The organism is Streptomyces sp. NPDC049687 (genome assembly GCF_044465285.1).
Classification (GTDB): domain Bacteria; phylum Actinomycetota; class Actinomycetes; order Streptomycetales; family Streptomycetaceae; genus Streptomyces.
This window is the reverse complement of record NZ_JBITLN010000003.1, coordinates 298,974-320,839: the sequence shown is the minus strand read 5'-3', so window position 1 is coordinate 320,839 and position 21,866 is coordinate 298,974. Positions and strand designations below refer to the sequence as shown.

The 21,866-nt window shown below is 72.5% G+C and carries 21 protein-coding genes; 19 read left to right on the top strand and 2 right to left on the bottom strand.

The features are described from left to right. The first annotated feature begins 235 nt into the window (after positions 1-235). Positions 236-817, top strand: coding sequence for a sigma-70 family RNA polymerase sigma factor (locus ACIBVL_RS11395; protein WP_399095626.1), 582 nt, complete (start codon positions 236-238; stop codon positions 815-817). Positions 818-929: 112 nt separating this feature from the next. On the opposite strand, the gene ACIBVL_RS11390 is transcribed toward ACIBVL_RS11395, so the two are convergent. Both ACIBVL_RS11390 and ACIBVL_RS11385 read right to left on the bottom strand, forming a co-directional pair. Further along, positions 930-1,772: a MerR family transcriptional regulator gene (locus ACIBVL_RS11390; protein ID WP_399095623.1), complete on the bottom strand. Its 843-nt coding sequence runs from the start codon at positions 1,770-1,772 to the stop codon at positions 930-932. 182 nt (positions 1,773-1,954) lie between these two features. After that, a complete protein-coding gene (locus ACIBVL_RS11385) occupies positions 1,955-3,154 on the bottom strand; it encodes a pyridoxal phosphate-dependent aminotransferase (protein ID WP_399095620.1) in 1,200 nt (399 codons plus the stop codon). 141 nt (positions 3,155-3,295) lie between these two features. On the opposite strand from ACIBVL_RS11385, the gene ACIBVL_RS11380 reads away from it, so the two are divergent. From ACIBVL_RS11380 to ACIBVL_RS11295, 18 genes are all read left to right on the top strand, one after another. Then, entirely contained in the window at positions 3,296-3,667 is a 372-nt protein-coding gene (locus ACIBVL_RS11380) for a hypothetical protein (protein ID WP_399095617.1), read from the top strand. Between the two features lie 416 nt (positions 3,668-4,083). After that, entirely contained in the window at positions 4,084-4,614 is a 531-nt protein-coding gene (locus ACIBVL_RS11375) for a DUF2617 family protein (protein WP_399095614.1), read from the top strand. Positions 4,615-4,706: 92 nt separating this feature from the next. Further along, positions 4,707-6,275 carry a polyamine aminopropyltransferase gene (locus ACIBVL_RS11370; protein ID WP_399095611.1) on the top strand — a complete coding sequence of 523 codons (1,569 nt, stop codon included), beginning with the start codon at positions 4,707-4,709 and terminating at the stop codon, positions 6,273-6,275. Positions 6,276-6,370: 95 nt separating this feature from the next. Continuing rightward, positions 6,371-7,189, top strand: a complete 819-nt coding sequence (locus tag ACIBVL_RS11365; protein ID WP_399095608.1) for an SRPBCC domain-containing protein — start codon at positions 6,371-6,373, stop codon at positions 7,187-7,189. A 72-nt stretch (positions 7,190-7,261) separates the two neighbouring features. Continuing rightward, positions 7,262-8,050 carry an aldose 1-epimerase gene (locus ACIBVL_RS11360; RefSeq protein WP_399095605.1) on the top strand — a complete coding sequence of 263 codons (789 nt, stop codon included), beginning with the start codon at positions 7,262-7,264 and terminating at the stop codon, positions 8,048-8,050. Between the two features lie 10 nt (positions 8,051-8,060). Then, positions 8,061-8,615, top strand: coding sequence for an orotate phosphoribosyltransferase (gene pyrE, locus ACIBVL_RS11355; RefSeq protein ID WP_399095602.1), 555 nt, complete (start codon positions 8,061-8,063; stop codon positions 8,613-8,615). Positions 8,616-8,761: 146 nt separating this feature from the next. Next, the gene (gene fbaA / locus ACIBVL_RS11350; protein WP_399095599.1) at positions 8,762-9,793 is read left to right on the top strand and encodes a class II fructose-bisphosphate aldolase; all 1,032 of its coding nucleotides are present in this window, start codon (positions 8,762-8,764) and stop codon (positions 9,791-9,793) included. 94 nt (positions 9,794-9,887) lie between these two features. Then, the gene (locus ACIBVL_RS11345; RefSeq protein ID WP_399095596.1) at positions 9,888-11,357 is read left to right on the top strand and encodes an MFS transporter; all 1,470 of its coding nucleotides are present in this window, start codon (positions 9,888-9,890) and stop codon (positions 11,355-11,357) included. 60 nt (positions 11,358-11,417) lie between these two features. Beyond that, the gene (locus tag ACIBVL_RS11340; RefSeq protein WP_399095593.1) at positions 11,418-11,831 is read left to right on the top strand and encodes a DUF3151 domain-containing protein; all 414 of its coding nucleotides are present in this window, start codon (positions 11,418-11,420) and stop codon (positions 11,829-11,831) included. A 211-nt stretch (positions 11,832-12,042) separates the two neighbouring features. Next, positions 12,043-12,882, top strand: a complete 840-nt coding sequence (locus tag ACIBVL_RS11335; RefSeq protein ID WP_399095590.1) for a tryptophan 2,3-dioxygenase family protein — start codon at positions 12,043-12,045, stop codon at positions 12,880-12,882. Then, a complete protein-coding gene (kynU, locus tag ACIBVL_RS11330) occupies positions 12,875-14,059 on the top strand; it encodes a kynureninase (RefSeq protein ID WP_399095587.1) in 1,185 nt (394 codons plus the stop codon). Before ACIBVL_RS11335 ends, kynU begins: the two co-directional genes overlap by 8 nt. 235 nt (positions 14,060-14,294) lie before the next feature. Next, complete coding sequence (locus ACIBVL_RS11325) at positions 14,295-15,173, top strand: alpha/beta hydrolase (RefSeq protein WP_399095584.1); 879 nt, start codon at positions 14,295-14,297, stop codon at positions 15,171-15,173. Between the two features lie 154 nt (positions 15,174-15,327). After that, the gene (locus ACIBVL_RS11320) at positions 15,328-16,344 is read left to right on the top strand and encodes an alpha/beta hydrolase (protein WP_399095581.1); all 1,017 of its coding nucleotides are present in this window, start codon (positions 15,328-15,330) and stop codon (positions 16,342-16,344) included. Next, on the top strand, positions 16,337-17,569 hold the full coding sequence (locus ACIBVL_RS11315) for an acyltransferase (protein ID WP_399095578.1): 1,233 nt from the start codon (positions 16,337-16,339) through the stop codon (positions 17,567-17,569). The genes ACIBVL_RS11320 and ACIBVL_RS11315 overlap by 8 nt, the downstream gene beginning before the upstream one ends. Next, positions 17,562-19,058, top strand: coding sequence for a histidine kinase (locus ACIBVL_RS11310; RefSeq protein WP_399095575.1), 1,497 nt, complete (start codon positions 17,562-17,564; stop codon positions 19,056-19,058). The genes ACIBVL_RS11315 and ACIBVL_RS11310 overlap by 8 nt, the downstream gene beginning before the upstream one ends. Continuing rightward, the gene (locus tag ACIBVL_RS11305) at positions 19,055-19,732 is read left to right on the top strand and encodes a response regulator (protein WP_399095572.1); all 678 of its coding nucleotides are present in this window, start codon (positions 19,055-19,057) and stop codon (positions 19,730-19,732) included. Before ACIBVL_RS11310 ends, ACIBVL_RS11305 begins: the two co-directional genes overlap by 4 nt. Positions 19,733-19,845: 113 nt before the next feature. Beyond that, entirely contained in the window at positions 19,846-21,201 is a 1,356-nt protein-coding gene (locus ACIBVL_RS11300; protein ID WP_399095569.1) for a sensor histidine kinase, read from the top strand. After that, positions 21,198-21,863, top strand: a complete 666-nt coding sequence (locus tag ACIBVL_RS11295) for a response regulator (protein WP_399095566.1) — start codon at positions 21,198-21,200, stop codon at positions 21,861-21,863. The genes ACIBVL_RS11300 and ACIBVL_RS11295 overlap by 4 nt, the downstream gene beginning before the upstream one ends. Positions 21,864-21,866: the final 3 nt, after the last annotated feature.

The following is a 21,866-nucleotide window of genomic DNA, read 5'->3' as shown; positions in this document are numbered from 1 at the left end:
CCGTGCGCCGAGAACTCCGAAGGTGTGTCCCTGTGCTGTGAACGCCCGGAACAGGGCGGCGGTTCACCCCGCGTCGCGCCGACGGCGTCCCCGGCCCGGGCGGGCGGCGGACACCGAGGGGCACGAAAAGAAGACGACAAGGTTCGGCTAAGGGTCCCCCACGAGTGTTGAGCCACTCGACCGCGCATGCGGGAGAGCAGGCCACGGAACACTTGAACAGGAACGGGCACCACCCATGAACGGGATCATGGAAGCGGGGACCACCACCCTCGCTCCGCCTCGGGCGCACACCCGGCACGTCACACCGGACGCCGACTGCGATGCCTTCGTGCGAGAGGTCTACGACCGGTACGGGCCTCTGCTCGTCCGGTACGCCACGCGGCTGCTCGACGGCGACTGGCACAAGGCGGAGGACATCCTCCAGGAGACCGCGGCCCGCGCCTGGAAGCACGGCCGGTTCCTGGGCACCCGCGGCGACCACATTCGGCCATGGCTGCTCACCGTGGTGAGGAACCTCGTCATCGACCACCATCGGGCCCGGCGGAACCGGCCGCTGGACCTCATGCCGGTCGAGGACCTGGACGCATCCTGGGACAGCACCGAAACCACGATCACCACCCATGCGGTGCTGGAGGCCCTGCGGGAACTGAACGAGCAGCAGCGAACCGTCATCCGTCTCATGTACTACCTGGAATGCAGCGTGGCCCAGGCGGCCGAGCACCTCGGCGTCCCGCCCGGCACCGTGAAGAGCCGCGCCTTCTACGCCGTGCGGGCACTGCGCAAGGCGCTGGAGAAGCAGGGTGTTCTCGCGGGGTAGCCACGGCGCGGCGACGAAACCGTCCGTTTCGTACCGGGCCGGTCGCACTTCCTGCGCCGCGCCTGGCAGCCCGCCGCGCATGGAGGGTTGGCGTGACGCGAGCACTCCCGGATCATTCGGGCGCGCTCGGCTCGTCGATTCTGCGGATCGCCGCGGCGGTTTCGACGCCGTCGTCGTGCAGCACCTGGCGCATGCGGGAGGCGTCGACGTAGGCGGCGTCGAGAGGGTGGGTGAACAGACGTGAGAGCGCGGTGGCGTACTTGGCCATGGAGCTCTTGCCCGGGATGAAGATCGAGAGTTCGTCCCGGGCCTCGAAGGTCTGCACCTCGACATCGCGCGGCAAAGACGTCGGCGCTCCCTCGTCCGCCGTGACGGGAAGCTTCACCAGCCAGTGCGGTCCCTCACCGGCGAGGGTCCGGCTCTTCTGCTCCGGGGTCTCGGCGGCCAAGGTCCGCCACGGCCTCCCCGACACCACGGCTCCAGACGACTCCACCGCCTTGACCACGTCCTCAACAGCTTCAGCCACAGCGGCGTCGGCCGCGTCCCAGTCAAACCGTTCGCCCCCGGCCGACGGGCTCGGTACCGGCTTGGACACCACGGTCATCCGGTCCACCCGGCGCAGGCTCACCTCGGGAGGCGAGGTGAGGAACTCCCGCGCGTCGTCGATCGCCTCGTCCTGGGCCTGCCGCTGCCGCTGCACTTTCTGCGTATGCTGCCGCAGCAGGTCGAGGGCCGCCTCCGGCTCGTCGAGGGCACGACCCACCAGCTTCACGCTCATCCCCGTGCCGCGCAGGACAGTGATCAGCATGGCCTGCTCGACCTGCGTGAACGTGTACGAGCGATAGCCGGTCCGCTCATCGACGTCCGCCGGAACGAGCAGACCCTCGGAGTGGTAGTACCGCAGCGTCTGCGGCGGCAGATTGCACATTTCGCTGAAATCGCCGATCGACAACATGACTTCATCTTCAGCGTTATGGCGACTGCAAGGTCAAGTACCGAAGGCCGTGCGGCACGGCACGCAGCCCGCGCCCCCGCTGGGTGAGGACCCTCATGGCCTGTGCCGGACATCGCGGAACAGGCCGAGATTCACCAGCGCCGGTTGCCGGGTGCGTCAGCGGCCAGGACTTGTCCGGCCGATCATGCGTGCCACATGGCCCGCAGCCGCTTGACGGCCTCGTCCAGAACCTGTGTCTGCTTGCAGAAGGCGAACCGTACGAACGGTGCCCCCTCCTCGCGGTGGTCGTAGAAGACCGCGTTGGGGATCGCGACCACCCCGCAGCGCTCCGGCAGCGCCCGGCAGAAGGCGAAACCGTCGCTCTCACCGAGGGGCCGGATGTCGGTGGTGATGAAGTACGTGCCGGCCGGGCGGAAGACCTTGAAGCCCGCCTGCTCCAGGCCGCCCGCGAGCAGGTCCCGCTTGGCCAGCATGTCCGCGCGGAAGGCGTCGAAGTAGCCCTCGGGGAGGGCGAGCGCCTCCGCGACCGCGTACTGGAACGGGCCCGACGACACGTACGTCAGGAACTGCTTCGCCGAACGCACCGCCGTGACCAGGCCGGGCACCGCCGTGACCCAGCCGACCTTCCAGCCGGTGAACGAGAACGTCTTGCCGGCCGAACCGATCGTCACCGTCCGCTCCCGCATCCCCGGCAGGGTCGCCAGCGGCACGTGCTCGGCCTCGTCGAAGACCAGGTGCTCGTACACCTCGTCCGTCACGACCAGCAGATCCCGCTCCACCGCCAGCTCGGCGATCGCGGTCAGCTCCGCACGGGTGAGGACCGTACCGGTCGGGTTGTGCGGGGTGTTGACGAGGAGCAGCCGGGTGCGGTCCGTCACCGCGTCGCGCAACTCGTCCAGGTCGAGCCGGAAGCGGGCCCGCTCGGGGTCCGGGCGGAGGGTGACCGGCACCCGGGTGGCGCCCGCCATCGCGATGCAGGCCGCGTAGGAGTCGTAGTACGGCTCCAGGGCCACGACCTCGTCGCCGGGCTCCAGCAGGGCCAGCAGGGTGGCCGCGATGGCCTCCGTGGCGCCCGCTGTGACCAGGACCTCGGTGTCGGGGTCGTGGGTCAGGCCGTAGCGGCGGGCCTGGTGCGCGGCGATCGCCGTACGCAGCTCGGGCACGCCGGGGCCCGGCGGGTACTGGTTGCCCCGGCCGTCCCGCAGCGCGCGCACGGCCGCCTCACGGACCTCCTCGGGACCGTCCGTGTCCGGGAAGCCCTGCCCCAGATTGATGGACCCGGTCCGCACCGCCAGGGCGGACATCTCGGCGAAGATCGTCGTCCCGAACTCGGCGAGACGGCGGTTGAGGAAGGGGCGTGCGCTGGAGGTCATGCCGGTCATCCTGCGCCGAAGCTCTGGAGTTCCTCAAGTGTGCTTTGGCCGGTGGGAGCGGCGGGCATCCCCCGTTCACGTGGTGCCCCGGGCACCACGCGAGGCGCCCACGGGGGGCCGCTTCGGGGGATTCGGAAGGAGGGTGACGCCATGGTTCTCGGCATCATCCTGGCGGTGATCGCAGTGCTGTTCGTGACGGCTCTCGTGGCCAACGCCCGCAAGCGGAGCCGGCGGTACGCCCACGGCCGTCCGGTGCGGTCCTACGGCGCGGGCCGGTCCGGCGGCAGCTCCAGGAGCAGCTCCAGCTCCAGCAGCAGCTCGAGCAGCGCGGGTGACACCGCCGCCGCGAGCTGGTGGGTCTTCGGGTCGGGGGACGGCGGATCGAGCCACCACGGCCACCACGGCCACTCGGGTCACTCCTGCGGAGGCGGGTCGTCGTCCTGTGGGGGCGGATCGTCGTCGTCCTGCGGGGGCGGGTCGTCCTGCGGAGGAGGAGGCGGCGGATGCGGCGGAGGCAGCTGACACGGGGCAGCTGAGCTCCCCGAGGGGGAGCCGCATCCGGACCGCGGGGCCGCCCCTGACCAGGGCACCCCGCGGTCGCACCACGTCCGGGCGGCCGCAGCGTCTACCCGCCGGATCGGCTTTCATGTGGGGCGCGCGGAGGCACATCCGGGCCGCCTGGAGTGCGACTGGTTGAACAGTTGAGCTGGGCCGCCCCCCGATGGATGGAAACCCTACGAAGTTGGGTAAAAAGGCTGTGGCGTCGCCACAGTTCATGATTCCCTCTACAACACCAACGCAGCCCCTCGGGCCCCTACGGACGTCCCGCGCGGACGCCCTTCCAGGACCGGGCCGGCCGGGGCCGATCTCCCGGTGTCCACCGGGCCGACGGGGTGCGCCACCTTCCCTTCTTCTTTGCGTCTCCGCGGAGCCGATCCATGCTCACGACCCTGAACACCTCCTACACCGACACGCGCGCGGCCGACCTCGCCTGGGCCCTGGGGCGCGAGCCGCTGCCCGCCCTCGCCACCCTCGACCTCGAACTGTCCGGTACCAAGCTCCAGTTGAGACTTCTCGGCGCCTCGCACCAGGTGTTGCTGGAGGAGGAGCAGGGCAGTTGCTCGGAGACGGTGGCGTGCATCGCAGGCAGCAGCACCCCGCTGCCGCTGGGCGTCGCCAAGCGGGTGGGCGACTGGGAGTACGAGTTCGCGGCCCGCGTCGAGGTGCTGACGCCGGGTCAGTTCGCCGCCCGCGCCCAGGAACTGCTCGCCCTGGTCTCCGACCACCCGCACGGCCTCGCCGGCGTCTTCCCGGGCAGCCCGCACGCCTTCACCGCGCTCCTCGCCCAGCGCCACGAGGGACATGTGCACTGGCGCACCTGGCACGCCTACCCCCAGGACGGGCAACTGGTGGCGACGAGGACGCGGGTCGGGCTCCGGGTGAGGGCCGGCGGGAGCGGCCCGGCGTGAGGGGTTCACCCGGGGCGCGCGAGGGTTTGAGGGCCACCTTCCACCCGTGTGGGTGACGAGGCGTACGAGCGCGGTGACGTAACGTCGCCGTTGTGATCGAACCGTACGCGCCGGCCCCGCCCGGTGCCCCACCGCCCCGGCGCGGCCCCGCGAGGCTCCCCGTCCGGCCGGACACCGGGCGGTTCCTGGTCCTCACGTGCGTCTTCGTCTGCGCGGCCTGCGGACTCGTCTACGAACTCGAACTCGTCGCCCTCGCCTCCTACCTGATGGGCGACTCCGTCACCCAGGCGTCCGTCGTACTGTCCGTCATGGTCTTCGCGATGGGCATCGGCTCCCTCGCCGCCAAACGGCTGCGCCGGTTCGCCGCGGCCGGCTTCGGCGCCCTGGAGGCGGCTCTCGCCCTGGTCGGCGGCTGCAGCGCGATGGCGCTGTACGCGGTGTTCGCCTGGACGGGCGGCTGGGGCGGTCTGTGGGCGGACGGACCGCGCGTCCTCCTCGTCGCCTTCTCCCTCGCCATCGGCCTGCTCATCGGCGCCGAGGTCCCCCTCCTCATGGAGCTCATCCAGCGCATCCGCCGCCAGGACGCGGGCGGCGCCGTCGCCGACCTGTTCGCTGCCGACTACGTCGGCGCGCTCGTCGGCGGCCTGGCGTTCCCCTTCCTGCTGCTGCCGTTCTTCGGCCAGCTGACCAGCTCCCTGCTGACCGGCGCGGTCAACGTCGTCGCCGGGGGAGCCCTGGTCCTCGGCCTGTTCCGCCGCGACCTCAGCCGCCGCGCCCGCTGGGCCCTGCTGGTCGCGGGCGTCACCGTCCTCGGTGTCCTCGCCTCCGCCGCCGCCCTCGTCGACGACTTCGAACGAGCCGCTCGCCAGGCCGTCTACGGCGACGAGGTGCGCGTCGCCGTGCGGACCGGAGTCCAGGAGGTCGTCCTCACCGGCGGCAGCCACGGCGGCCCCCTCGACCTCTACCTCGACGGCCGCCTGCGCGTCGGCGCCGACGAGCGCCGCTACCACGAGGCCCTGGTCCACCCCGCGATGAACGGCCCCCACGCGCGCGTGCTCGTCCTCGGCGGCGGAGACGGCCTCGCCGCCCGCGAGGCCCTCACCCGTCCCGGCGTGCACCGCGTCGACATCGTCGAGCTCGACCCCGGCCTGGTCCGCCTCGCCCGCACCGACCCCGCCCTCTCCCGCCTCAACGCCCACGCCTACGACGACACCCGCGTCCACGTCGTCACGGCCGACGCCTTCCACTGGCTGCGCGGGGCGCGTCCAGCGGCGTACGACGTGGTGCTCGCGGACCTGCCCGATCCCGGCATCACCGAGAGCACCAAGCTGTACTCCCAGGAGTTCTACGGCCTCGCCCGGCGCGTCCTGGCCCCCGGCGGGCGGCTCGCCGTGCACGCCGGGCCGGTGACCGGCCGGCGGCGGGACTTCTGGACGGTGGAGGCGACCGTGCGTGCGGCGGGCCTGCACACCGCCCCGTACCGCGTCCACGGCATCCCCGGCGGCCCCGACCGCGGCACCTCCCGCGCCCCCCAGGACTGGGGCTTCGTCCTGGCCGCCGCCGCCCCCCTCCCGCCCCTGCGCCTCGAGCCGGGCGAGCGGCCCTTGGGCACGCGGGTGGCGGGGGTGCGGGCTTCCACGTTGGTGCATCCGCGGTACTGAGGCCTGCCGAGGCGTACCACCGCGGGGGGTGCCGGGAAGCCGAATCCCGGTTTTACCGGGTGCTTTCCGTGGGCGGCTGGGTAGGCTCGGCGACCATGGAGCATGAGGTGTTCGTTCCGGTTCCGGCCGAGCGGCTGCGGGCGGCCCTCGCCGACCCCGTGCAGGTGGCCCGTGCGGTGCCGGGATTCCAGCAGGACGCCGGCACCGCACCCGTGGCAGGGCGGCTGAAGGTCCGCATCGGCGGCCACACCATCACCTACCGCGGCGCCGTACGGATCACCGCGCGCGAGGACGGTGCGTACGCCGTGGAGGGCGACGCCACCGAAGCCCGCGGCAGCGGTTCCGTGAGGCTCGCGCTGTCGCTGCGGCCGCGGGAGACCGGCGCCGGTACGACCCTCCGCTTCAAGGGCACGGCGTCGGCGGACGGCCGCGTCGCGGAGCTGCCCGAGGAGCAGGTGGGGGCGGCGGTCGCACGGCTGCTGAACCGGTTCGCGGAGAACCTGGGGGCGGGGGTGGCCGAGGAGGCCGTATCGCAAGAGCAGTCCGAGCCCACCGAAGAGCCCGAGGTGACCGTCTTCGAGGCCGAGGTCCCGCCCTCCGGGGTGGAGGAAAGCCCGGACGAGCCCATGGAGCCCATGGAGCCCGTCGAGTCCGGCGGAGCCGATGAAGCCGATGAAGCCGACGAAGCCGGCGAACCTGGTGAGCCGCCCGCCGAGGCCGCGCACGCGCGCCGCACGATGATCGGGCGCAGCGCCGAGGAGGTCGACCACGCCCCGCCGCGCGGGCGGTACGCACCGGTGCCGGCCCCGCAGACCGTCGTGCAGAACAGCGCACTGCGCTGGGCGGCGCCCGCGGCCGCGCTGGTCGTGGCGTCGGCGATCGTGGTGGGCCGCGCGCTGCGCCGCCGACGGTAGCCGTGCCGGACCTGCCGTCCGATGGCCGGGCGGGGCGGGTCGCCCTCTTGATCGGCCCAGTAGGGTCGTCCCGTGAGTAACGAAGACATCACGCTGACCGCGGGCGACGCGGAGGCGACCGTGCAGCCGGGCAACGGCGGCCGGGTCGGTGGGCTGCGCGTCGGCGGGCTGGAACTGCTGCGGCAGGGGGAGCGCTTCGGGTGCTTCCCGATGGTCCCCTGGTGCGGGCGGATCCGCGACGGCCGGTTCCGGGACGGCGCCACCGTCCACCAGATGCCGCTCAACGCGGCGCCGCACGCCATCCACGGCACCGTCCGAGAGGGCGTCTGGAAGGTCGCGCGCGTGAGGGCCGACGAGGCGGTCCTGACGTACGACCTGGTCGAGCCCTGGCCCTACCCGGGCCGGGTCACCCAGGTGGTCACGCTGACCGAGGACGCCCTCACGCTCACCATGGGCGTGGAGACGCACGGCTCGTCCTTCCCGGCGCAGATCGGCTGGCACCCGTGGTTCAACCGGAACCTGGGAGCCGAGAACGTCCAGCTGGCCTTCGACGCCGCCTGGCAGGAGGAGCGCGGCGAGGACCACCTGCCGACCGGCAACCGCGTCGAGCCGCGGCCGGGGCCCTGGGACGACTGCTTCGGGATGCCGGGCGGGGTGGACGTCACCCTCACCTGGCCGGGGCAGCTGGCGGTGAAGGTGACCAGCCCCGAGGAATGGGTCGTCGTCTACGACGAGCAGGAGGCGGCCGTGTGCGTGGAGCCGCAGACCGGCCCGCCCAACGGACTGAACACCCTCCCGCGCCTGGTCACACCGCTGGAGCCGCTGGAGGCCACCACCACCTGGCGGTGGACGCGGCTCTAAGCTGGGCGGCATGACGGACGTGGATGTACGCGGCGCGCTGCTGCAGCAGATCAAGGACAAGGCCGTGGTGCACGGCAAGGTGACCCTGTCGTCGGGGCTGGAGGCGGACTACTACGTCGACCTCCGCCGCATCACCCTCGACGGCGAGGCCGCCCCGCTGGTCGGACAGGTGCTGCTCGACCTGACCGCCGAGCTGGAGTTCGACGCCGTCGGCGGGCTCACCATGGGCGCCGACCCGGTCGCCGCCGCCATGCTGCACGCGGCCGCCGCGCGCGGGCGCAGGCTGGACGCCTTCGTCGTACGGAAGGCGGCGAAGGCGCACGGGCTGCAGCGGCGTGTCGAGGGCCCGGAGATCAAGGGCCGCCGGGTCCTGGTCGTCGAGGACACCTCCACCACGGGCGGCTCGCCGCTGACCGCCGTGGAGGCCGTGCGCGAGGCGGGCGCCGAGGTCGTCGCCGTCGCGACCATCGTCGACCGGGCGACCGGCGCCGACGAGAAGATCCGCGAGGGCGCGGGGGTGCCCTACCTGTTCGCCTTCTCGAAGGATGAACTGGGTCTGGACTGATCGCTCACTTTGACCTGGACTTGACCGGCGCGTGGACCATCCGCGCATCTCTGGAAAGATGGGGACGACGATGACGTCGCACCCCAGGTCTAGGTCAGGGCCGTAATCACGCAGTACGCCAACCCGCACACTCAAGGAGCGGACGAATGCCCATCGCAACCCCCGAGGTCTACAACGAGATGCTCGACCGGGCGAAGGCAGGCAAGTTCGCCTACCCGGCCATCAACGTCACCTCGACCCAGACCCTGCACGCGGCTCTGCGCGGCTTCGCGGAGGCGGAGAGCGACGGCATCATCCAGATCTCCACGGGTGGCGCCGAGTTCCTGGGCGGCCAGTACAGCAAGGACATGGTGACGGGCTCGGTCGCCCTCGCCGAGTTCGCGCACATCGTCGCCGAGAAGTACCCGGTCACCGTCGCCCTGCACACGGACCACTGCCCGAAGGACAAGCTCGACGGGTACGTACGTCCGCTGCTCGCGGTCTCCGAGGAGCGCGTGAAGGCCGGCCGCAACCCGCTGTTCCAGTCGCACATGTGGGACGGCTCCGCCGAGACCCTCGCCGACAACCTGGAGATCGCGCAGGAGCTGCTCGCCCGCGCCGCCGCCGCGAAGATCATCCTCGAGGTGGAGATCACCCCGACCGGCGGCGAGGAGGACGGTGTCTCGCACGAGATCAACGACTCCCTCTACACCACGGTCGACGACGCGATCCGCACGGTCGAGGCGCTCGGCCTCGGCGACAAGGGCCGCTACCTGCTGGCCGCGTCCTTCGGCAACGTCCACGGTGTCTACAAGCCGGGCAACGTCGTGCTCCGTCCCGACCTGCTCAAGGAGCTGAACGACGGCGTCGCCGCGAAGTACGGCAAGCCGGCCGGCTCGCAGCCCTTCGACTTCGTCTTCCACGGCGGCTCCGGCTCCACGGAGGAGGAGATCGCGACCGCGCTGGAGAACGGCGTCGTCAAGATGAACCTCGACACGGACACGCAGTACGCGTTCACGCGTCCCGTCGCCGACCACATGTTCAAGAACTACGACGGCGTCCTCAAGGTCGACGGCGAGGTCGGCTCCAAGAAGACCTACGACCCGCGCACCTGGGGCAAGCTGGCCGAGGCGGGCATGGCCGCGCGCGTCGTCGAGGCCACGCAGAACCTGCGCTCGGCGGGCCAGAAGATCAAGTAAGTCCCTTCGGGAGGCCCCGTAGCTCTCAAGGGTTACGGGTACGGGTGAGCCCGGCGTCTGTCTACGGCGCCGGGCTCGCTGTATACCTGGGGGCATGCCCGACGTACGGCTGGGTTCGCCCCAGGGCAAGTGGATCGTGTTCACCACGGTGCTCGGCTCCAGCATGGCCCTGCTGGACTCGACCGTCGTCAATGTCGCCCTGCCGCGCATCGGCCGCGACCTCGACGCCGACCTCGCCGCCCTGCAGTGGACGGTCAACGCCTACATGCTGACGCTGGCCGGGCTGATCCTGCTCGGCGGCTCCCTGGGCGACCGCTACGGACGCCGGAAGGTCTTCGTGGTGGGCGTGGGGTGGTTCGCCGCCGCCTCGCTGCTGTGCGGGATCGCGCCGAACGCGGGGGTTCTGGTGGCGGCGCGGGCGCTGCAGGGCGTCGGCGGTGCCCTGTTGACCCCCGGCTCCCTGGCCCTGATCCAGGCTTCCTTCCACCCCGACGACCGGGGGCGGGCCGTGGGCCTGTGGTCGGGCTTCGGGGGCATGGGGGCGGCCGTCGGGCCATTCGTCGGCGGCTGGCTGGTGGACGGACCGGGCTGGCGGTGGGTGTTCCTGCTGAACGTGCCGCTGGCGGTGCTGTGCGTGCCGGTGGCGCTGCGGCATGTGCCGGAGTCGCGGGACGAGAGGGCACACGGCGGCTTCGACGTCCTGGGGGCGGTGCTGGGCGCCCTGTCGCTGGGGCTGGTGACGTACGCGCTGATCGAGGCGGGCGGCGAGTGGACCACGCTCGTCGTCCTGGCGGCCGTGGGCGGGGTCGTCGCCGGGGCGGCCTTCCTGTCCGTGGAGCGGCGCCGACCCGATCCGATGATGCCGCCGGACATCTTCTCCTCCCGCCAGTTCACCGCCGTCAACCTGGTCACCCTGTGCGTGTACGCCGCCCTCGGCGGCTTCTTCTTCCTCTCGGTGGTCCAGCTCCAGGTCGTCGCCGGCTACTCCGCGCTCGGCGCCGGTACGGCCCTGCTGCCGACGACCGTGCTGATGCTGCTGCTCTCCTCCCGCTCCGGTGAGCTCGGGGAGCGGATCGGGCCGCGCATCCCGCTCACGGTGGGCCCCCTGCTGTGCGCCGCGGGGATGCTGCTGATGCTCCGGGTCGGCGAGGGCGCCTCCTACGCCGCCGACGTGCTGCCCGCCGTCCTGGTCCTCGGCCTCGGCCTGGTCACCCTGGTCGCCCCGCTCACCGCGACCGTCCTGGCCTCGGTGGACGTGGCCCGGGCGGGCCTGGCCAGCGGCATCAACAACGCGGCGGCCCGGGCGGCGGGCCTGGTCGCGGTGGCCGCGCTGCCCCTGCTGACCGGGATGGGCCCGGAGGCCTACCGCTCGCCGGACGCCTTCGAGGGGCCCTTCCGACGGGCGATGCTGTGGTGCGCCGGGGTGCTGGTGGCGGGCTCGGCCCTGGCCTTCGCGACGGTACGGCGACCGCCGCCGGACTGCGGGCATCCGGAGTGCAGGACCCACTGCTGTGTGTCGGCTCCGCCACTGGAGGGGCAACACACCCGCAGGCGTCTCGGGTAGGACAGGTCCTGGAACCGGGTGGGTCCGTCACCGCACGCCCGCGTGGAGCAGACTGGACCCATGTCCATTCACGAAAACCTCCTCGGGGGCCCGCCCCCGACCCACCTCCCCGACGACCCGGAGCCCCGCGACCTCCTCGCGAACGGCACCGCGCCCGCCGACGTCGCCGCGAAGTATCCGACGTCCTCGCTGGCCTGGGCCCAGCTGGCGGACGACGCGTTCGAGCGGGGCAGTGTGGTGGAGTCCTACGCGTACGCCCGTACGGGTTACCACCGGGGCCTGGACGCCCTGCGCCGCGGCGGCTGGAAGGGCCACGGCCCGGTCCCCTGGGAGCACGAGCCGAACCGCGGCTTCCTGCGCGCCCTGCACGCCCTCGCCCGCGCCGCGCAGGCGATCGGCGAGCAGGAGGAGTACGAGCGCTGTTCGCAGTTCCTGAAGGACTCCTCGCCGACGGCGGCCCAGACCCTGAGTTAGGCCGTGCCGGCACGGCGAGGCGCCGTGCCGGGCGTCGCGGGCCGGACGGAACCTTCGATACGCCGTGGTCCCTCTCCCGCAAGACCCGTCCGAGATCCGGGCGGGCCTTGCGGGAAGCGGGTCCGATGCGGAAGATGCCGGTGGGGACCGGGGCCCCCGTGTCGGTAACGGCAGGGGCGGACCGCTACCCGGAGTACAACAGGAGACAGCGATGTCCCAAGCGGCTCACGAAACGCAGGAGCCCGAGACCCCGCATCTCGACTTCGCCGGCACCACGCCGTACGAGGACTACGTCAAGGCCGACGTCCTCACCCATCTGCAGCACACCCTCTCCGACGATCCCGGAGAGATGGTCTTCCTGGTCACGACCCAGGTCATGGAGCTGTGGTTCACCGTCATCGTCCACGAGTGGGAGACCGCCGCGAAGGCGCTCCGCGAGGACCGGGTGCCCGTCGCGATCGACGCGCTGAAGCGTTCCGTACGGGAGCTGGAGGCGCTGAACGCCTCATGGCGGCCCCTCTCGCAGCTGACCCCGGCCCAGTTCAACGCGTACCGGAGCGCCCTCGGCGAGGGTTCCGGTTTCCAGTCGGCGATGTACCGGCGGATGGAGTTCCTGCTGGGCGAGAAGTCCGCGTCCATGCTCGTCCCGCACCGCGGCGCGCCCCGCGTCCACGCCGAGCTGGAGAAGGCCCTGCACGAGCCCGGCCTCTACGACGAGGTCCTGCGGCTGCTGGCCCGGCGCGGGCACGCGATCCCGGACGCCGTGCTGACGCGTGACGTCTCGCTGCGGTACGAGCCGTCGGCGGAGGTGGAGGCCGTGTGGACCGCGCTCTACTCCGGCGACGAGTCCGACGAGCTCGCCCGTCTCGGCGAGGCGTTGACCGATGTCGCCGAGCTGGTGTGGCGCTGGCGCAACGACCATCTCGTCGCCACCCGGCGCGCGATGGGCGCGAAGGCGGGCACCGGCGGTTCGGCCGGGGTGGCCTGGCTGGAGAAGCGCGCGCAGAAGAACGTGTTCCCCGAGCTGTGGACGGCGAGGTCCCATGTCTGACCTCGCCTTCAAGGCACGGGAACTGGACTTCGGTGACCAACTCGCCGACAAGCGCGCCGAGTTCGTGCTCGACGAGGTGGTCTACCTCGACGGGAACTCGCTGGGCGCACTGCCGGCATCCGTGCCCGGCCGCGTCGAGGACGTCGTCCGCCGCCAGTGGGGCGAGCTGCGCATCCGTTCCTGGGACGAGAGCGGCTGGTGGACCGCGCCGGAGCGGATCGGCGACCGGATCGCTCCGCTGGTGGGCGCCGGGGCCGGGCAGATCGTCGTCGGCGACTCGACAAGTGTCAACGTGTTCAAGGCACTGGTGGGCGCGGTACGAATGGCCGGGGAGCGGCGGGACGAGATCCTCGTCGACGCGACCACCTTCCCCACCGACGGCTACATCGCCGAGTCGGCGGCCCGGATGACCGGCCGTACGCTGCGACCGGTGACCCCGGCGGAGGTGCCGGGCGCGCTGTCGGACCGTACGGCCGCGGTGCTGCTGAACCACGTCGACTACCGCACCGGCCGCCTGCACGACCTGCCCTCGCTCACCGCCGCGGTGCACGGGGCGGGCGCGCTCGCCGTCTGGGACCTGTGCCACAGCGCGGGGGCCCTGCCCGTCGGTCTCGACGAGCACGGCGTGGACCTCGCGGTCGGCTGCACCTACAAGTACCTGAACGGCGGCCCGGGTTCACCGGCGTACCTGTATGTGAGCAGGCGCCTGCAGGACCGTTTCGACTCCCCGCTGCCGGGCTGGAACTCGCACGCCGAGCCGTTCGGGATGCGGGGTGACTACGAGCCGGCGCCGGGCCCGGCGCGGGGCCGCGTCGGTACGCCTGACATCCTGTCAATGCTCGCTCTGGAAGCGGCACTCGAGGTCTGGGACGGGGTCTCGGTCGAGGTCGTGCGGGCCAAGTCCCTCGCCCTGACCGACTTCTTCCTGGAATGCGTCGCGACGTACGTCGCCGAGGGGCGCGTCGAGTCGCTGACTCCGGTGCGTCACGAGGAGCGCGGCAGCCAGGTGGCGTTGCGCTGCGAGGACGCGGGGGACGTCATGCGGCGGCTGGTCGAACGCGGGGTCGTCGGGGACTTCCGGCGCCCCGACGTGCTGCGATTCGGCTTCACCCCGCTCTATGTCGGGTTCGCGGACGTGGAGCGGGCGGCTCGGGTGCTGGGGGAGATCCTCGGCTGAGACCGTGTCGCGTCCAGGCCGACCACCGATGTGCTGAGTGACGTCGGTGGTCGGCTGCGTATGAGGGGTCGGGCACGAGGACGGCGCGCACAGAACCGTTTACCCTCACCGAGCGTGACAACCGCGTGTCCGCGCACGTCATCGGCCTGATAGCGTCCCCGCCAACGGCCGAATTCTCACCTGGTCCGCCACCCCCGTACCGTCCAAAACCGTTTTGCCGCTGAGAGGTTGGAGCATGTCGGACGACGTCGTCGCTGCCCGGGCCACCGCCGAGGAGGAGTCGGCCTTCTCGCACCCGCCCGTCGACCCCGACGCCACCGCCGCGTACGGCGACCACCCCGACCAGGTGATCGACTTCTACGCTCCCGGAGGGGACGCCGGCCCGGGCGGTCCCGCGCCTCTGGTCGTGGTACTGCACGGAGGCGCGTGGCGGCAGCCGTACGACCGGCGGCACATCACGCCGTTCGCCGACTACCTGGCGCGACGCGGGTTCGCCGTGGCCAACGTGGAGTACCGGCGGGGGCCCGAGGGGGCGGACGGCACTCCTGCGGTCGCGGGGCGCTGGCCCGCCACCTTCGACGACGTCGCCGCGGCCCTCGACGCGCTCCCCGCGCTCGTCCGGCAGGCGCTGCCGCAGGCGGACGCCCGCCGCATGGTGCTCACCGGGCACTCGGCGGGAGGTCACCTCGCACTGTGGGCGGCGGCCCGGCACGTCCTGCCCGCCGACGCGCCCTGGCGCACCGCCGGGGCCGCCCCGCTGCGGGGCGTGGTCGCCCTCGCCCCGATCGCGGACTTCGCGGTCGCCGACAAGCTGGACGTCTGCGGGGGCGCGTCCCGCCAACTCCTCGGCGGGGACGAGCTGTTCGCCCAGCGGCAGCCCTACGCCGACCCCGCGCTCCTGCTGCCGACCGGTATCGCCACGACCCTGGTCCAGGGGCGTACCGACCTGGTCGTCCCGCAGGCCGTCGCCGAGGCGTACGCGGACGCGGCGGCGAAGGCGGGGGAGGTGGTGGGGGTGACGCTGCTGGAGGACGTGGGTCACTTCCCCCTGATCGACCCGGTGGCGGACGCCTGCGCGGTGGTGGCGGAGGAGATCGCGCAGTTGGCCTGGTGAAACACCGCCGCACGGGCGGTCCCGGTCATACCCGTAGTACCTGAGAGCTACCTCGCAGGAGAGCACCTCAGCGGGACGCGAGCGACGAGCACCGATCCGTAACTTCCAAGCCGGAAGGGCCCGATGGGCGGGCGAACCGGCGGGGGAGGGGCGGATGGCGGGATTCGACGGGTTCCGGTTTCCTGGACGGCAAAGCGGTGACGAGAAAACGACCCGGGGCGGGCGCTGGTTCCGCGTCCTTCTCGCGGTCCTCGTCACCGCCGCGGTGGTCGTCCCCCTCACGGCGGCGGCCCGGCCGGGCATTCCCGCCCCCGCGCCGGCCCGGCTCGCCCCGCTGACGGCGGCCACGCTCGACGAGACGTACGCCGCGAACCGGGCCAACGCCGCCGAGGCGTCCCGGATGGCCGCCGCCCACGGCGACGACCACCGGGCGGCAGCCGACAGGGCGCTGGCGGCCCCCTCGCGCAAGCTGCTCACCTTCGACGGCCGAGGCGACGGCCGCGCGACCGAGGTGTTCGGGGACCTCGCCCACGCCGACCGCGTCGCCGTGCTGATACCGGGCTCCGACACCTCGCTGGACACCTACGGCCGCTTCCGCGCGGGAGCGGCGGCACTGCACGAGCGGCTCACCCGCCGGACCGGCGCGAACAGCCGCACGGCGGTGGTGGCCTGGCTCGGCTACACCACACCGGGCACGGTCAGCACGACCGTGGTCACCCCGGGCCGCGCCGACGAGGCGGCCCCGGAACTGCGGGAACTCATCCACGAGTTGCACACCGTCACCGGTTCGGGCAGCCGCATCGCCCTCCTGTGCCACTCGTACGGCACGGTCGTGTGCGGCCGCGCCGCTCCCCGCCTGGACGTGGACGACATCGCCCTGCTCGGCAGCCCGGGCACGGGCGTGGACTCGGCGGCGGGCCTGCACACCCGCGCGCGGGTCTGGGCGGCCCGGGGCGCCGACGACTGGGTGGCGGACGTTCCCCACGTCAGCGCCGACCTGTTCGGTACGACGGTCGGCTTCGGCACCGACCCGCTCTCCCCGTCCTTCGGCGCCCGTGTCTTCGCCGCCGGCGACGGCGGCCACAGCGACTACTTCTCCCCGGGCTCGGTCTCCCTGGCCAACCTCGCCCGGATCGTGCTCGGGGAGACGACGGAGGTGACCCATGCCTGAGACCCGCGTTGTGCGTCGGCCGTCCGGCATACGGCAGGCCGCGGCCCGTATCGACGCCGCCACGCCCCCGCAGCGCGACCGGGCCGTCGACGCCCTGCGTGCCCTGGCCATTCTCGGGGTGGTCCTCGGACACTGGCTGGTGACCGCCCTGGTCGCGGACGGCGACACCCTGCGGGCCGCGAGCCCCCTCGGCCCCATGCCCTGGCTGGCCCCCGTCTCCTGGGTGTTCCAGACACTCGCGGTGTTCTTCATGGTCGGCGGCCATGTGGCGACCCGCGGCCTCGCCTCGGCCCGGGCGCGAGGCGGGACACAGGGAACCTACGCAGGGTGGCTGCGGTCGCGCCTTGCCCGGCTGTTCAGACCGGTGCTCGCCGTGCTGGCGGTGTGGACGGTGGCCGCGGTGGGCCTGCTGCTGGGTGGCGCGTCCTTCGTCACCGTGCACACGGTGGTCAAGCTGGCGCTGTCCCCGTTGTGGTTCCTTCTGGTGTTCGCCGCGCTGTCGGCCGCGACCCCGCTGCTGGCCCGGCTCAACCCGCTGTGGCCGCTGGCGGTCGTCCTCCACGTGGACCTGGTGCGCTTCGGCCTCGGCGGCCCGTCCTGGCTCGGCTGGGTGAACCTGGCCGCCGGCTGGCTGGTGCCGTACACCCTGGGCGCGGCCTGGGCCCGGGGCGAGCTGGAGCGCCCGCGCGCCGGCTGGACCCTGCTCGTCGGCGGCGCGGCGGCGACGGCGCTGCTGGTCGGTCTCGCCGGCTACCCGGCGTCGATGGTGGGTGTGCCCGGCGCGGCGGTCTCCAACCTCAACCCGCCGACCCTGGCCGCCGTCACCTTCGGCCTCGCCCAGTGCGGGCTGGCCCTGCTGCTGCGCGACCGTCTGCGCCGCGCCATGACCCGTCCGTCGGCCTGGGCGGCCGTGGCCCTGGTGAACCTCTCCGCGATGACGGTGTTCCTCTGGCACCAGACGGCCATGATGGCGACGACGGCCACCGGCCTCCTCGCGGGCCGGCTGCCCGGCCTGCACACGGTCCCGGCCGGCCCGGACTGGGTCGCGGCCCGGCTGCTGTGGCTGCCGGTGTTCGGACTCGTGCTGGGGGTGTGCTGGGCGGCGTTCCACGGGTTCGAGAGCGGTGCGGGACGGCGCGTACGCAGCCGCGAGGACCGGTCACGGCTGGTGCGGCTCGCAACGCGGCCGGGACCGTCGAGACTGCCGGAGGCCCGCCGTGTCTAGGGTGGTGCCGACGAACGGGGTGGAGAGGTTGCTGACCAGGGTGCAGAGCGGGGTGATCCGCAGCCTGCGCGTGCTGCGCGACGACCTGTGGACGGCCAGGGCGGATCCGCTTCCGCCCTCCACCTGGCTGCGCTGGTTGCCGCACGGCCTGGTCTGCCTGGTCGCGCTCGGCACGACGATCGCCAACCTCGACCAGATGGCCGACCGCTACCGGCTCGGCGTGCAGTACGGCGTGGTGTGCGCGCTGGCGCAGGGCGCGGCGGTGCTGCTGGCGCTGTGGCGGCCGGTGCCGGCGTGGTGGCTGTCCTTGGTGGTCACGGTGGTGGCCGCGCTGGGCGCCCGGGGGCAGATGCTCGCCGCCCTCAGCTTCGACGCCCGCCAGTGGCCGTTGGACGCGCCCAGGCCGGACACCGCTCCGGACCTCCCCGGCTGGCCCTGGGGCCCGCCCGGACTGGTCGCGCACGGCATGGTGCTGTTGCTGCTCGCGCTCAGGGTGCCCACGCGAGTCGCCGTCGAGGCGCTGGCCCTGACGGCACTCGTCACCTACCTGGTCCAAGGGGTGCTCGGCGGTGCGAGCTACACGCCGACGGGTGTCCTGGCGGTGGCCCTGTTCGCAGCCGTCGTCCTCCTCGGCACTGCCCTGCGCGGCCGCCGGGTGGCCCGCACCCAGCTCGTCGAGCAGGCCGGCATCACCGCCGAGGAGCGTGCCCGCCGCACCGTCCTGGAGGAACGCAACCGCATCGCGCGCGAGCTGCACGACGTGGTCGCCCACCACATGTCGGTGATCTCCATCCAGGCCCAGGTCGCCCCGCACCTGGTGGAGAACCCGTCCGAGGAGCTGAAGGAGAACCTCGCCGGCATCCGGCAGAACGCCCTGGAGGCGCTCACCGAACTGCGCCGGGTGCTCGGCGTGCTCCGCTCGGAGAACCCCGAGGACCCCTACGGCCTCGGCGCCGCCGGCACCGGCACCGCCCCGGACACCCCGCAGCCCACCCTCGACCGCCTGGACGCCCTCCTGGAGAACACCCGGGCGGCCGGACTGGACGTCGTCGCCACCGTCGAGGGAGAGCCGCCCGCGTATCCGCCGGGGGTGCAGTTGTCGGCCTACCGGATAGTCCAGGAGGCGCTGAGCAACGCGCTGCGGCACGCGCCGGGTTCCCAGGTGCACGTCGAGGTCGGCCACCTGGCCGAGGGCCTGCACCTGGGAGTGACCAACTCCCGCCCGCACGGCCCCGTTCGGTCGTCGCCGGGCGCGGGGCACGGCCTGCTCGGGATGCGGGAGCGGGCCACGATGCTCGGCGGCCACGTGGTGGCCCACCCGACGCTGCACGGCGGGTTCTCGGTCTCGGCGTTCCTCCCGAAGGACGGCGTCGCGCCCCCGCACCAGGACCTGGGCATCCCGGAGGCCCTGGAACTCGTCTTCCCGGACGACGAGCCGCCCCCGGCACCGCGCCCCACCCCGCGCCCCACAGGAGAAGAGCAGCCATGACGAGCGTCGGCACCATCCGCGTACTGATCGCCGACGACCAGCAGATGGTCCGGCAGGGCTTCACCGTGCTGCTCAACACCCATCCGGGCATCGAGGTGATCGGGCAGGCGGTGGACGGCCTGGACGCGGTCGCCCAGGTCGCCGAACTCGCCCCGGACGTCGTCCTGATGGACATCCGCATGCCCGAACTCGGCGGCATCGAGGCCACCCGCCGCATCACCCTCGCGCACCCCGCCATCAAGGTGCTGGTGCTCACCACCTTCGACCTCGACGAGTACGTGTACGAGGCGCTGCGCGCGGGGGCGTCCGGGTTCCTGCTGAAGGACGCCTCCGCGGACCAGCTCGCCGAGGCGGTGCGGGTGGTGGCGGCCGGCGACGCCCTGCTCGCTCCGGGCATCACCCGTAAGCTGATCGCCGAGTTCTCCCGGCTGAACGGCACACCGAGACCCCCGCTGAAGGAGCGCGTCGGCGACCTCACCGAACGGGAGACGGAGGTGCTCACCCTGATCGCCCAGGGCCTGTCCAACGCGGAGATCGCCCGCCATCTCGTCGTCGCCGAGCAGACGGTGAAGACACACGTGGGCCGCATCCTGGTGAAACTGGGGCTGCGGGACCGCACCCAGGCGGCGGTGTTCGCGTACGAGTCGGGGCTGGTGAGGCCGTCCGGCTACTGACGGTGGCGCCGGTGGAGGGCTCCCGGGCGGACCCGTAGTACCTGAGAAGGACCCGCCGGAACCCCCCTCACTGGTGACGACCACGACCCCCGGCCCCGCCTACCGTTTTCCACGTGACCGAGACGACGCAGACGCACATGACGCCACATGACGACCCGTACGGCCCCTACCAGCCGAAGAGCCCGGAGATCCGGGCGGCCATGGACGCACTGCGCGGGTTGCGGCAGGACCTGTTCGACGACGCCCTGGCCTACCGCCCGCTGCCCCCGAGGGAGCCCACGGGCGTCCTCACCCGCCGGCTGCGGGGCCGCAGGCGGGAGTACGCGACCTGGTCGCGGCACGCGCTGGTCGCGGCGGGCGGTGTGGTGGCGATGCTCGTCGCCGCGAAGCCCGACGGATTCGGCTCGACGGCCGTCCTGAGCGGCCTGCTGGTCCTGGCCCCGGTGCTGCTGACACTGGTCCGCCCGGCCGCCGCGTTCTGGCTGTCGCTGCTGTCGACGACGCTGGTCGCGCTCCTCGGCCACTCGTTCGGCAACTGGCCCTGGCTGCCGCCCAGTTTCATCTCCCACCTGGTGGTGCTGACCGTCGTCGCGATCCGTACCCGCCCGCGCACGGCGGCATGGATGTGGCTGCTGACGGCGGCCTACGGCCTCTCCGCCGAGACCGTCTTCGGCTGGAGCCACTACACCACGAACGTCGGGCCCATGCTGGTCTCCTCCGCGATCATCCTGCTCGCCGTGACCGTCCGGCACATACGCCGGCAGGCCGATCAGGAGGTGACGGCCCAGCAGACGGTGACCGCGCACGAGCGCTCCCGGCGCACCCTCCTGGAGGAGCGCACCACCATCGCCCGCGAGCTGCACGACGTGGTGGCGCACCACATGTCGGTGGTCGCCATCCAGGCGGAGGCCGCCCCCTACCGGGTGGAGAACCCGCCGGAGGAGCTGGAGAAGGCCTTCGCGACGATCCGGGAGAACGCGGTCGCGGCCCTCACCGAGCTGCGCCGGGTCCTGGGCGTGGTCCGCGCCGAGGACTACGAGGCCCCGGACGCCCCGCAGCCCACCCTCGCCGAGCTGGACGCCCTGCTGGCGAACGTACGGGAGGCGGGTGTGGACGTGACGAGGACGGTCACCGGCGCCGTCCGTGAACTCCCGCAGGGCGTGGAGCTGTCGGCCTACCGCATCGTGCAGGAGGCCTTGAGCAACACACTGCGCCACGCCCCCGGGGCGAGCGCCCGTGTGGAGATCGGTTACGTCATCGGCGGCCTGGGTCTGCGCATAGTCAACGACCCACCCCCGAACCCCTCCCTGATCAAGCCCTCGCCCGGCGCGGGCCACGGCATCACGGGCATGCGCGAGCGGGTGACGATGCTGAACGGCGAGATGACGGCGGAACCGACGGGGGAGGGCGGCTACGAGGTGACGGTGTTCCTGCCGGTGCCCGTGGCCTCCGGTGAGGGTGGAGCATGACGATCCGTGTGTTGATAGCGGACGACCAGATGATGGTGCGCGAGGGCTTCTCGGTCCTGTTGAACGCGATGCCGGACATCGAGGTCGTCGGCGAGGCGGTCAACGGCCGCGAGGCGGTGGACCGTGTCCGTGAACTGTCCCCCGACGTGGTCCTGATGGACATCCGTATGCCGGAGCTGAACGGCATGGAGGCGACTCGGGAGATAGTGGCCGCGGACAGTACGGCCAAGGTCCTGGTCCTGACGACCTTCGACCTCGACGAATACGTCTACCAGGCCCTGCGCGCGGGAGCCTCCGGCTTCCTCCTGAAGGACGCCTCGGCCCGCCAGCTGGCGGACGGGGTGCGCGTGGTGGCGGCCGGTGAGGCCCTCCTGGCTCCCTCGGTCACCAAGCGTCTGATCACCGAGTTCTCCAAACTCACGGACACCCCCCGTCCGACCCGCACCGCCCAGGCGTCCTACGGCGACCTGACGGACCGCGAGACGGAGGTCCTGGTCCTGATCGCCCAGGGGCTGTCGAACGTGGAGATAGCCGGCCGACTGGTGGTCGCGGAGTCGACGATCAAGACCCATGTGAGCAGGATCCTGGTCAAGCTGGGTCTCAGGGACAGGACCCAGGCGGCGGTGTTCGCGTACGAGACACGCTTGGTGACACCGGGCTGAGCG

Excerpts from the sequence above, each read along its gene's own strand:
- ACIBVL_RS11335 (WP_399095590.1), top strand. The coding sequence starts at position 12,043 with ATGTCCCAAGCGGCTCACGAAACGCAGGAGCCCGAGACCCCGCATCTC.
- pyrE (WP_399095602.1), top strand. The coding sequence starts at position 8,061 with ATGACGGACGTGGATGTACGCGGCGCGCTGCTGCAGCAGATCAAGGAC.
- ACIBVL_RS11320 (WP_399095581.1), top strand. The coding sequence starts at position 15,328 with ATGGCGGGATTCGACGGGTTCCGGTTTCCTGGACGGCAAAGCGGTGAC.
- fbaA (WP_399095599.1), top strand. The coding sequence starts at position 8,762 with ATGCCCATCGCAACCCCCGAGGTCTACAACGAGATGCTCGACCGGGCG.
- ACIBVL_RS11315 (WP_399095578.1), top strand. The coding sequence starts at position 16,337 with ATGCCTGAGACCCGCGTTGTGCGTCGGCCGTCCGGCATACGGCAGGCC.
- ACIBVL_RS11375 (WP_399095614.1), top strand. The coding sequence starts at position 4,084 with ATGCTCACGACCCTGAACACCTCCTACACCGACACGCGCGCGGCCGAC.
- ACIBVL_RS11385 (WP_399095620.1), bottom strand. The coding sequence starts at position 3,154 with ATGACCGGCATGACCTCCAGCGCACGCCCCTTCCTCAACCGCCGTCTC.
- ACIBVL_RS11380 (WP_399095617.1), top strand. The coding sequence starts at position 3,296 with ATGGTTCTCGGCATCATCCTGGCGGTGATCGCAGTGCTGTTCGTGACG.
- ACIBVL_RS11340 (WP_399095593.1), top strand. The coding sequence starts at position 11,418 with ATGTCCATTCACGAAAACCTCCTCGGGGGCCCGCCCCCGACCCACCTC.
- ACIBVL_RS11345 (WP_399095596.1), top strand. The coding sequence starts at position 9,888 with ATGCCCGACGTACGGCTGGGTTCGCCCCAGGGCAAGTGGATCGTGTTC.
- ACIBVL_RS11390 (WP_399095623.1), bottom strand. The coding sequence starts at position 1,772 with ATGTTGTCGATCGGCGATTTCAGCGAAATGTGCAATCTGCCGCCGCAG.
- ACIBVL_RS11325 (WP_399095584.1), top strand. The coding sequence starts at position 14,295 with ATGTCGGACGACGTCGTCGCTGCCCGGGCCACCGCCGAGGAGGAGTCG.
- ACIBVL_RS11295 (WP_399095566.1), top strand. The coding sequence starts at position 21,198 with ATGACGATCCGTGTGTTGATAGCGGACGACCAGATGATGGTGCGCGAG.
- ACIBVL_RS11395 (WP_399095626.1), top strand. The coding sequence starts at position 236 with ATGAACGGGATCATGGAAGCGGGGACCACCACCCTCGCTCCGCCTCGG.
- kynU (WP_399095587.1), top strand. The coding sequence starts at position 12,875 with ATGTCTGACCTCGCCTTCAAGGCACGGGAACTGGACTTCGGTGACCAA.
- ACIBVL_RS11365 (WP_399095608.1), top strand. The coding sequence starts at position 6,371 with ATGGAGCATGAGGTGTTCGTTCCGGTTCCGGCCGAGCGGCTGCGGGCG.
- ACIBVL_RS11305 (WP_399095572.1), top strand. The coding sequence starts at position 19,055 with ATGACGAGCGTCGGCACCATCCGCGTACTGATCGCCGACGACCAGCAG.